The sequence below is a fragment of the Methanoregula sp. genome (assembly GCF_049690535.1).
GTDB lineage: Archaea > Halobacteriota > Methanomicrobia > Methanomicrobiales > Methanospirillaceae > Methanoregula.
Genome location: NZ_JBAVMX010000095.1, coordinates 1 through 7,881, shown reverse-complemented (window position 1 = coordinate 7,881; position 7,881 = coordinate 1). Strand labels below are relative to the sequence as shown.

At 53.9% G+C, this 7,881-nt stretch carries 5 protein-coding genes; 2 read left to right on the top strand and 3 right to left on the bottom strand.

What is annotated here, in order from left to right:
• On the top strand, positions 1-1,694 hold a 1,694-nt coding region (locus WCE46_RS07130; protein WP_424733011.1), incomplete at its 5' end, for a chloride channel protein.
• Positions 1,695-1,821: 127 nt separating this feature from the next.
• Entirely contained in the window at positions 1,822-2,298 is a 477-nt protein-coding gene (locus tag WCE46_RS07125; RefSeq protein WP_424733010.1) for a hypothetical protein, read from the top strand.
• Positions 2,299-2,767: 469 nt separating this feature from the next.
• Here WCE46_RS07125 and WCE46_RS07120 read toward each other — a convergent pair whose 3' ends face one another.
• The 3 genes from WCE46_RS07120 to WCE46_RS07110 form a co-directional block, all read right to left on the bottom strand.
• Entirely contained in the window at positions 2,768-2,917 is a 150-nt protein-coding gene (locus tag WCE46_RS07120; RefSeq protein ID WP_424733009.1) for a hypothetical protein, read from the bottom strand.
• Between the two features lie 67 nt (positions 2,918-2,984).
• Positions 2,985-4,121 (bottom strand): response regulator, encoded by a 1,137-nt coding sequence (locus WCE46_RS07115; protein ID WP_424733008.1) that lies wholly within the window; start codon positions 4,119-4,121, stop codon positions 2,985-2,987.
• Between the two features lie 14 nt (positions 4,122-4,135).
• On the bottom strand, positions 4,136-7,881 hold a 3,746-nt coding region (locus WCE46_RS07110), incomplete at its 5' end, for a PAS domain S-box protein (RefSeq protein WP_424733007.1).

Below are 7,881 nucleotides of genomic sequence, written 5' to 3'. Positions count from 1 at the left end.
GGTATATCCTGCAGTATGTTTACCCGCAGGAAGGCCAGAGCGTTGCCGTGATCAGCCAGTGGTCGGAGCCCCATTCGCTCTTCCTCCTGATCCCGATCCTCCTGTTCGGGAGTCTCCTGACCGGCATCCTCATCACCCGGTTTGCTCCGGAAACCGAAGGTCATGGTACAGACGCAGCCATCAAAGCATTCCATGGAACCGGCAGGATACGTAAAAGGGTCCCGGTTTTAAAAGCCGTCACGGCAATTCTCACCATCTCAACCGGAGGAAGTGCCGGGAGGGAAGGCCCTGCGGCCCAGATCTCGGCGGGTTTTGGATCCGTTGTTGCAGATATGCTGGGACTCTCCCCAAAAGAGAGAAGAATTGCGCTTACCACCGGCATAGGAGCAGGGATCGGGACCATATTCAAGGCACCGCTTGGCGGGGCAGTGCTTGCAGCAGAAGTCCTCTACACCCGAGACTTCGAATCCGACGCCATTATCCCGGCATTTCTTGCATCGGTGATCGGTTATGCGATCTTCGGGTTTTTCGAAGGCTACGCACCCATCTTTTCGCTCGGTCCGATCTCGTGGACGGTCGTGCAGATACCCTTCTTCCTCCTGCTCGGGGTTCTGTGTGCGGCGTTCGGGCTCCTCTATATCTTTCTCTTTTACGGGAGCCGCAACTGGTTTGCTGCTGTATTCAAACGGCATAATCTCCCGCTGTACTTAAAACCGGTTTCGGGAGCGCTTATCCTCGGCCTCATGGTCGTCTGCCTTGCCCTCATGTCCCCCGATGCAGAAATGCTCGGCCTTTCCGCTCTTGGTTCCGGTTACGGTTTTGACCAGCTTATGTTGTATTCCCTGCTCCCGCTCGCCGTGCTCCTGCTGCTGCCGTTTGTCAAGATCCTCGCAACGTCCCTTACCCTCGGCTCAGGAGGAAGCGGTGGTGTGTTTGGCCCGGGGCTTACTATCGGTGCATCCGTTGGGGCGGCGCTTGGTATCATTCTGCACCTGTTTTTCCCAGCATATGTACCTCTGGAAACGATCCCCGTGTTTATTGTTGTCGGCATGATCTCCCTCTTTGGGGCGGTTGCAAATGCGCCCATCGCGGTGCTGATCATGGTTGTCGAGATGGTTGGGAGCATTACAATCCTGATACCGGCAATGGCCGCAGTCGCAGTTTCCAACCTGCTCACCGGGGAAAAGACAATCTTCCATGACCAGGTGCCGACCAAAGCGCAGTCCGGCGCCCATCGCGGGGAATACGACCGGGAAACTCTCGAAGGGATATTGGTCCGGGATGCCATGATCCCGGGGGAGGCAGTCATTACGCTCTCCCCCTCGGATGAACCGGCAAAAGTCATCGATCTCATGGCAAAGACCGGGCATACCGGTTTTCCCATTGTCGAAAACGGCCGGCTTGTGGGGATCGTGACGAACCGGGACGTGAGCGCTCTCCGCGTAGCAGACAAAACGTGCCCGACCATACGCGAGATCATGACCTTCAGGCCATTTGTCGTCCATCCGGACGATACTCTTGAAGATGCCCTCGCGATCATTGTCGGGCAAAACTTCGATCACCTGCCGGTTGTCCGGAGGGAAACACCGGATATGCTGGCTGGTTTTCTTACACGGTCCGATGTCCTGAGGATGTATGTCCAGGCAGGCTATCTGGCAGATTGCCGGAAACAAGATACGGTTTCGAATCAGTGAAACCATCCGGGTCTAAATCCCTCACATAGGATCATGGTAGCATGCCGGCGTCCGGTCACTTTCACCCCCTGCATGGCCGGTCCTTTATCTCTCTCAGTGCGTATGGTAGATTCAGGAAGGTATTCGTATGCAAAAATCCCCGGTTCGCAAATACCAGGTGGTCGAAGAAGCGGAGATCGACCTTGTCCTCCAATGCAGGGACAGCCGCGAATTTTATGAGAGATACCTGACGGCGTTCCCCGATACAAAAAAAGGTCTCGACAGTATCTCAAAGATCTGGAAACGCAGGAGTGAATTTGCAAAGAAACGACCGCTGACACTTCCTGCGGCAGACGCCGTTACAAAATCCGCGCACGGGATTGCTACCCTGATCGCAGAGCAGACAAAGATCATGGGTGTTATCTCCGCGCTCACGAAGGAAAACCTCGAAGTCAACCGGCAGATCCTTGCAACACTTACACAGCAGAATCATATCTTATCCGGACATTCCGAACACACCGTGCGGGAACCGCCCAAAGAATCTTCGCATCACGCCCCCGCGGTACTTCATCCCATGCGGGAAATAGCATCTGAGGTACAGACCCCGATCCTGGTCGGTTCGTAAGTGCCGGTTCTGGTGCATCTGCGGTCAGGGACTCAATCATTTTTTGTAACTATTCACGCGGGTTACATTCACACATGAAGGGGAGAATGGATTTCTCTCTAAAGACGTCGACACGCGGGATGAGGACTGGCGGAATAGTTACACAAACCCGGTCCGAAAACCCGCGGACCCTGTTTGCAGACACTGGGAGCCCCTCATTTTTTTGCACTCGGGGAACCAATTTTCTCATTCCCGAGAGGGCAATAACAAACCCGGGACAATTCTCTCTGCATCATGAGACACTTTGCAAAAGACCCGTCCCTGGAAGGGGCGTATTGATCGCAATGGTTTTCTTCGCAGAACTCCGCAAGCATATACCCACATGAAACGAGAGATTGGTTAAACCTGATGCTGATTTAAAACGGAGTTAATACTGTTGACCCTCTGCTCCCGGTTGGGCCAGGTCTTCTCTTTTACGTTCATTTTTTTGTCACCGATGTGCCCGCTTGTGCTCCACGATCACCGGGTTCGTGCTGCCCGGTGCGATGTTGAAATGCGACCGGAATCTGATCATCGGGTCGATCACCCGGACCCTCCCGCAGGGGTCATCGATACAGGCAAGCGAGTACCGGCCGCACATGATAAATGGTCATTCTGGTGCGGGGGTCATCAACATTATGCTGAATGATTATTTTTTAAAAAGAGAATTATCCCATCTTATCTCTGAGGACGAAGACGAAGTTACGCGGCCGGTTGTTCTCGATGAAAATGGGCGAACTTTTGAGGGTCATGGGCATTTTGACCCCGTAGGCATTCTTTGCCACAAAGACAGCGATATTGCCGGCATCCTGGTAATGGAGGAACTCGTCTTTTGAGAGGGGGTACCGGTTCTCGGCATGAGCAAGCTCGCTGAAATGCTTCCCCTTCACGCTGTCCCGGGGGAGCGCGAACTTCTTCTCGAATGTATCGTTCACGTACACGATGTTCCCCATCGCATCGGTGATGACCGCACAATCGCTCATATGATCAAGCGCAGAGGCGTACAGGGCCAGCCGTTCTTTCTCCTGTACAAGCTCCTTGTTTGCAGCTGCAAGTTCGCCTTCTGCACGCTTGAGGGTGGTGATCTCATGGCGGAAGATAGCAACCTGACCCCGGGAAGTCCGGCTGTCCTGCATGGCATATAACGTTGTATCAAACCAGCGGCCATGTACCTCTTCTTCAAACGAGACCGGCACGGCTGCATCCATTTTCTGCATTGCATCTGCGGTTTTCATCGAAATTCCCCCGGTCTCGATCAGCGTATAGACCACGATGCCGGTAAGATCAGCGGCAGGTCTGCCGGCACTCCGGGCAAACGCCTCGTTGCACGCAAGGATCTTCCCCTCTCCGCTGTCCACGAGCACAACTTCATCCTTTGTTGCGTCCAGGAGGCCGCGGATGGTCACTTCGCTCTGGCGCAGCTTCTCATCTATGATGTGCTTATACAGCGCCATCTGGATGGTGGTCCGCAGCGCCCGTTCATCCAGGGGTTTAATCAGGTACCCGAACGGTTCGGAATGCATTGCTTTGTTCACGGTCGCATCGTCAGAATGGGCCGTCAGGTAGACGACCGGCGTACCGTACCGGGCCCGGATCTGGTCCGCTGCTTCGATCCCGGTCATTGCACCCTTGAGCGTGATATCCATCACGACAATATCGGGATTCAGTTCGCCGGCCTTCTGCACTGCATCTTCGCCGGTGTCCACAACCGCAGGCACGTCGAATCCCATCTCTTCGAGGCGTGCCTGGATCTCTGACCCGGTGACAAATTCGTCCTCAACCACCAGAATTGTTCCTTTGCTCATAATCTCTACCCTTCTCACACGGGAAATGTGACTGTATATTTCGTCCCGGACGCTTTGTCCAGCTCAATCGACCCGTTGATCTGTTTTGTCAGGCCCCTGATCAGCTGCATCCCGAGGGACTCGGTCCGGTCAAAGATCACGCTGTCAGGTATTCCGATACCATCATCACTGTAGGTTACGATGTACTTATCCCCGCTCTTTTTGAAGTCAATCGTGATCACCCCTTTTCTTCCCCCGGGGAATGCGTGTTTTAAGGAATTTGAGATCATCTCGTTGATGATCAAGCTGCAGGGGACCGCCTTATCGATATGCAGCACTGCTTTCTCGGCGTTCAGGTGCAGGGTGATTATTCTCTGATCAACCTGGTATGATTCGAAGAGGTGATCGGTAATTTTTCTTAAATAATCTGCATAATCGATCTGGTCGAAATCCTTGGACTGGTAGAGTTTTTCATGTACCAGAGCGATCGATTTTATCCGGTCCTGGCTTTCTTTTAAAATTTCTTTTACTTTTTCATCCTTCTGCGCCCGTGCCTGCATAAAGAGGAGGCTTGATACCACCTGCATGTTGTTCTTGACCCGGTGATGGATCTCTTTGAGGAGCATCTCTTTTTCCTTGAGGGATGCAACAATCTCGTTCTCGGCCTTATTCCGGAGCGCAATCTCCGCGAGAAGCGATTCGTTGACTTCTTTGAGTTCCCGGGTCCGGGAAAGGACTTTCTGCTCCAAGTCGCTGCGGGCGTTTTCCAGGTCTTTCTGGGCACGTTTCCGTTCCGTGATATCATGGTGGAAGGTGACAAACTGGCCGCCGTGCCGGTCAGTAACGACAACACTGACTTCGGCATCGATGACACTACCATCTTTCCGGCGATAGCGGGTCTCGAACCGGTCTGCGCCTTTGGAGAGGATCTCCCGGGAATGCCGTGTGATCTCATCGGAAGTCTCTTTTGCCTCGATGTCGGCAAGGGACCGGGTGAGCAGCTCCTCCAGGGGGTATCCGGTCATCTGGCAGAATGCGTCGTTGACATCAAGGAACCGCCCCTCCTTGCTGATAATACAGAACCCGTCCATTGCCGTCCGGAGGATCGTGCGGTATTCCGCCTCCCTCCCGATAAGTTCGGATTCGACAGTCTTGCGCCGGGTGATATCGGTCAGGATTCCCTCGGAAAGGAGAACATTCCCGCCGGGTCCACGTACGGTATGGGTGGTCAGGGATACCCAGGTCTGGCTTTTGTCCTTGCGATAATACTCGCATTCAAAATCCCGGACAACGTCGTGCTCCCTGAGCTGCCGGAGGTATTCTTTGCGTTGTTCCTGGTGCACCCACAGCTGCCGGGCCGTGTCCGTGACCAGGGTAGTCAGTTCCTCTGCAGAGTTGTACCCCAGAATATGGGCCATCGCAGGGTTGGCGGTCAGGAGTTTTCCCTTGGGAGTAATCTGGTAAATACCTTCAAGAGCCGTCTCAAAGATATGCCTGTATTTCGCTTCGGCCTTTTTGAGCTGTTCATTTGCCAGCCTGCGGGCGGTGATATCTTCAAACACGGCGACAAAGTGATCTTTTGCCGGGGAGTAAACGGATATATGCAGCCATTTGCCAACCGGTGAAAAATCGAGATCAAAGGATGCCGGCGAACCGGTTTTTGCCACCCTGCCATATGTTTCAAACAGTTCCGGAAAAGCTTCCCTGATGCCGGGGAATACTTCGGTGACCCGTTTACCAATAACGGTTTTAGTACCGATAATCCGGTCAAACGAGGGATTGACATCAAGGTAGATGAAGTCTGAAGGCTGTCCTGCGTTATCATAGATCATCCGGCAATAGGCAAATCCCTCCAGCAAGTTGGTAAAGAGATTCCGGTAACGCGCCTCGCTCTCACGGAGCACATCTTCGGCCTTTTTACGTTCGGTGACGTCCTGGATAATAGAGTGCAGGATCTGGCGTCCCGCGATTGTGATGGGGCCGCTGAACACCTCAACATCCCGGATCTCTCCGTTCTTTTTCCGGTGCTGGAAGTGGAACACTGCCCCCGGGCTGCCGTCAGACCGGGCCATATCCTGCAGGGTATGGACCCGCTCCTGAACGTTGATCAAAGAGATATCCAGCCCGGTAAATTCCTCCCGGCTGTAACCATAATAATGACAGGCCGCGGTATTTGCATCCACAATTTTGCCGCTCTTTGGATCGACAAGGAACATAACGGCATTGTTGAACTCGAACATATCGCGGTAACGCTTCTCGCTCTCCCGGAGCGCTTCTTCGGCTTGCTTGAGCTCAGTGATGTCCTGGTTGGCGCCGTATGTCTTTGTGACCCTTCCGTCAGCCCCGATGATGGGGGCGTACCGCACGATAATGGTACGGACCGCCCCGTCGCGACGGACGATCCGGTGTTCCATCTGCGTGGTGACGTTGGGGTCTGTTATTGATGTGACCTTCTGGATTTCCCGGGCGACGGCGGGAATATCATCGGGGTACACAAATTCGCGGGCATATGATTCTCCCGATATCTGGTGACCGCCTTCCCGTTCTGCGATGGTACCGTAAAACGCAAAAAACCGGTCGTCAAACGTGAACAGGCCGGTGGCAACATCGTACTCCCAGCTCACCATGTGCGCGAGATCCATCGCTGATGCGAGCAGCCGCTGGTTCTGCCTGAGCTGCTCTTCTGCCAGCCTCTGTTCGGTGATATCCCGTGCGATCGTAGAAGCTCCGGCTATACGGCCTTCCGTGTCGAGTATGGGCGAAATCGTAAGGGATATCTGAATTACTTTTGCATCCTTACGGATACGGATCGTTTCGTAGTGACTGATATGTTCCCTCCGCCGGATCTTTTCCAAGAGTTGAGGGAGTTCGTTTTCACGTCCCGGGGGAATCAGCAGGGCTATTGATTTTCCGATAACTTCCCGGGCCGGATACCCGTAGATCTTTTCTGCACCTGCATTCCAGCTGGTGATGATGCCATCAAGGGTTTTTCCGATGATGGCATCATCAGATGATTCGACAATGGCAGCAAACCAGCGATTTTCCTCTTCGCTCTGCCGGAGTGCATCCTCCACCTTTTTGCGCTCTGTGATGTCCCGGAAGACAACATGCACTGCTGCCGCATTCTTCCAGATAAAGGGGATTGCTACCACGTCAACATCGATGACGTTGCCATCGGTCCGGAGGAATTTCTCATGAATAATCTGCTGCGGATCTCCCTTCATGGCAGATGCAATCCGTTCCATTACCACCCTGTGGCAGTCAGGATGCACGAACGAGAGGGCAGGTTTTCCCAGGAACTCATCCGCTGAGCCGGCGCCAAGGAGCCTGACTGCCGTTGCGTTTGCGTAAACAATGATTCCGTTCTGGTGGATCACGATACCGTCGAAGGAGGTCTCTACCAGTGTGCGGTATTTTTCTTCAGATATCGTCAGCGCGTTCTGGTTTTCTGCAAGCGCATCGTATTGCGCCCGGAGTTCCTCTTCCAGTGAGATGAGATGCTCGTTTGCAGCCCGCAGGTCATTCTCGGCTTTTTTCCGTTCCGTGATATCCGAATGCGTCCCGGTCATCCGTAGTACCCTGCCCTCATTGTTACGGGCAGAGGCCTTTCCCCGGGTTAAAATCCATTTTGGCTCCCCGGTTTTGGTTATCAGGCGCTGTTCGATCGAGAAGATCTCCGTACGCCCTCCAAGATAGGCATCCAGTGCTGCCTGGGTCCGGGGAAGATCGTCAGGGTACACCAGGTCGTTCCACACCCGGGCGATCTCGGGCAGTTCCTCCG

Coding starts and splice junctions, on each gene's coding strand:
- WCE46_RS07125 (WP_424733010.1), top strand. CDS start 1,822: ATGCAAAAATCCCCGGTTCGCAAATACCAGGTGGTCGAAGAAGCGGAG.
- WCE46_RS07120 (WP_424733009.1), bottom strand. CDS start 2,917: ATGTGCGGCCGGTACTCGCTTGCCTGTATCGATGACCCCTGCGGGAGG.
- WCE46_RS07115 (WP_424733008.1), bottom strand. CDS start 4,121: ATGAGCAAAGGAACAATTCTGGTGGTTGAGGACGAATTTGTCACCGGG.